At 61.8% G+C, this 2,941-nt stretch carries 1 protein-coding gene; it reads right to left on the bottom strand.

Translation table 11 applies throughout. The features are described 5' to 3' along the window. Positions 1 to 2,591, bottom strand: a 2,591-nt coding sequence (locus tag ACYVHB_RS32720; RefSeq protein ID WP_461056270.1) for a fibronectin type III domain-containing protein, incomplete at its 3' end; no start/stop codon positions are given. Between the last annotated feature and the right edge of the window lie 350 nt (positions 2,592 to 2,941).

The raw sequence follows: 2,941 nt of genomic DNA, 5'->3' as shown, positions 1-2,941 counted from the left end.
CAGGCCTCCTGGCAGACCCGGTTGGAGGGTCGGCTCTCGATGCCCCGGCCACTGAGGGCCGTCACGTAGTAGCAGCCGGCGACGGTGCTCAGGCTGGCGTGGGCGAAGCTGGTGGTGGGGGCGGCTACGGTGGTGAGGGCTGTTAGGGAGTCACCCTGGTAGCGGCTGTAGTAGAGCCGGTAGGCGGCAATGTTGGGGTCGCAGGTGGGCCCGGTGGTAGGTTGCCAGCGCAGGGTGTTGGTGAAGCTGGTCTGGTTGCAGAGGCTCTCCTGGGTGAGACTGCTGCAGTTGAGGCTATCCAGGCCCAGTTGGGGGGGGCAGGGTCGGGCCGTATCGGTGGGGGTAGCACACTGAATCTGGCTGTAGTTGAGCAGGATGCCATAGCCCCTTAGCAGGGGGTCGGCGTAGGTCCCCCTGGTCAGCACCCGGTAGCAGTAGGCCGAGTCGGCCGACAGCACCCGGCTCGTGTTGCCATCAGCCAGGAAAGCATCCCCTCCGGTGTCAACGTAGGTGAACGACTCTGGTCCTCTCACGGGTACATCAGCAATGGCATTGAAAGGGCCGTTGGGTCCGGTGCGGGATCGGAAGACGGTGTGGGTCTGATTGTCGTTGGACCAGGGCACAGTAGCCGCCCAACTCAGAGCCACCTGCCGCTGGGCGGGGGCCGCACTCAACCGCACACTCGAAGCCGGTTCACTGACGTCGAAGCGGGTGAGCGTTCCGCCGGAGGGCGTGTAATAAAACTCCACCCGATAGCGGTATGCATTGGCCGTCGTGTTAAGCCCTGTGTCTACGTAAACCGTGTCCGCAGCACCGGGAGCCAGCGTGGTATTGATGGTAGCGACCGGGGCAAAGTTGGTGCCCGCCTGACCGGTGGCCCGCTCCAGACGGTACTGGTAAGGGCCACCCAGATCACCCGCCTGTAGGCCCACGGGCCGACTCCAGCGGACCGTGATGCGCCCCCGCTGTTCGTTCGTACTGTCAACGGTTACCTGGGTGAGTACCGGAGCCAGCAAGGGCAGTTCTAAACAAGCCTCCTGACTCACCACACTGACACCGCCGTTCAGGTTGCCGCTGCGATCAGGATACTCCGCCACTAAGCGGTAGGAATAGCTCACGCCCCGGCGTAATGCTGAGGTGTCGGTATACGTAGTCACTCCGGCCGAAACCCGACCGATCTCCCGGTAGCCCGAACCGGCGGGTAGCCCCGTTGTGCAAGGTGGTATCTCGACGGTGGTACAACCCTCTTTGCGGTAGATGATGAGTTCGGTTGAGTCGCGGGTGGTGCGGGGCGCACAGGTGTAGCCTGTCCAGCGTAGTTGGATGGCCCGCCCGTTGGCGGTGGCCGTTGGACGGGCGCTCAGGTTCTGCACCGCAGGACCAATCAACCGGATGCGCAGGGTCTGGAAGGAAACCAGTGGCACCACCCCCCGCGCCGGTACGTCGGTCACCTTCAGGGTCACATCATAGGGTGCCAGCCGCAACTGTTCACAACCCGTCTGCCACACAAAGCTCGCCGTGGCGGGCTGCGTTAAGGGACTGGTTACACTGCCCCCACCCGTCAGGCGGGCGAAGGCCGGGGGCACCAGCTCACCGGGGGGCAGGGGCTGGCCGTCGGGTCCCACGTTGAAGACGCCCCCAAAGGCCGAGATCAGCACGCGGTTGCCATCGGGGTCGGTAGCTTGTATGGGCTGGTTGATGAGCGTACCGGCCACCACGCACAGTTCGGGTAGGGGGGCGATGAGGGGCCGTTTGTTGGGCTGGTCGAGGACGATGATCTGCATGTCGCGGGTGACCTCGCCAATGAGCACTCCATTGCGCCACTCCTCAACGATGAAGGCGAAGTTGAACTGGCCCTCCTCGCCGGGGGCGTCCCAGCACAGCTCACCCGTGCGGGCGTCGATAGCGAAGGTGGGCGAGCCGCCAGTCTCGTTGGTGCGGCTGAAGCGGGTGGGGTCCTGGTAGGCGGGGATCGCCCGGCCCCGGCAACCCGACGTGCCGGGGATGTCCTGGGGCACGCTTAGTCGGTAGGCAAGCGAGTCGCCGTCAGGGTCGAAGGCGGCCGGGTTGTGGCAGAAGCGCTGGCCGACGCGTCCCGAGTCGAGGGGTGTGTTGAGCAGGCGGGGGGTGGAGTTGAGGCCCAGGCCCTGGTTGATGAAGATTGTCGTCGACACGTAAAACGTCAGTTGATCGGAACTGGCGGCTGGGGGCAGGTTTTTGGTGTCCTTATTTCGGTTTTGAATAACGACCGAGATGGTATAAGCACCGGGTCCGGGATATGTATGCGTCGTGCGGTAGACGTTAACCGACGAGGTTCCGCCGTTGATGAAGCGCCGGTTAGCGCCCCGATCAACCCGCACTATTGTCCCATCACCGAAGCAGAAATCAACGGAATTTGCGTCATTAGCGGCAGGTTTGCCGTCCTGTTCGTCATAGTAAGCAGTAAGAGTGATCTCGTAGGTGAGTGATGTTTCGGAGATGCGCCGGGTGGTAATCTCGCCCGCCCGCACGTGAGTGGCCCGGCTCAGAGCAGGCCATAAGACGGCTCCCAGAAAGACACTCAGTAAAGCAATCAGGTATATAAACCGCATAGAATTAAGGCATTTGTAGTACAACGATTTTACCCTTGAAAAGTGTATTGACTGCCGCCAGAACTGTTGAAATGCACACTTGAACGACCGTTTTACTGCTGAAGGCTCAACTGTCTGTGCCGCTACCCTCCACACAAAAAGACGTGGTGTAATTACCCAGACTGTTCGTTGATTGTCTGAGCCTCTACACCACGTCCTATGTAGGTCATTTTATGCTTATTACCCTTGAGGGCTGGTTTCTCTGAGGATCTGGACCCAGCCCTTGAGGATGAGCGGGGGGGCGTTGCGGGCCAGCACCCCGAAGCGTACACTGGCCTGGTAGTAGTACAAGCCGCTGGGCAACTCCGCCC

Source organism: Spirosoma arcticum, assembly GCF_054779955.1.
The sequence above is the reverse complement of the archived record's forward strand: the minus strand, read 5'-3'. Positions and strand labels throughout refer to the sequence as shown.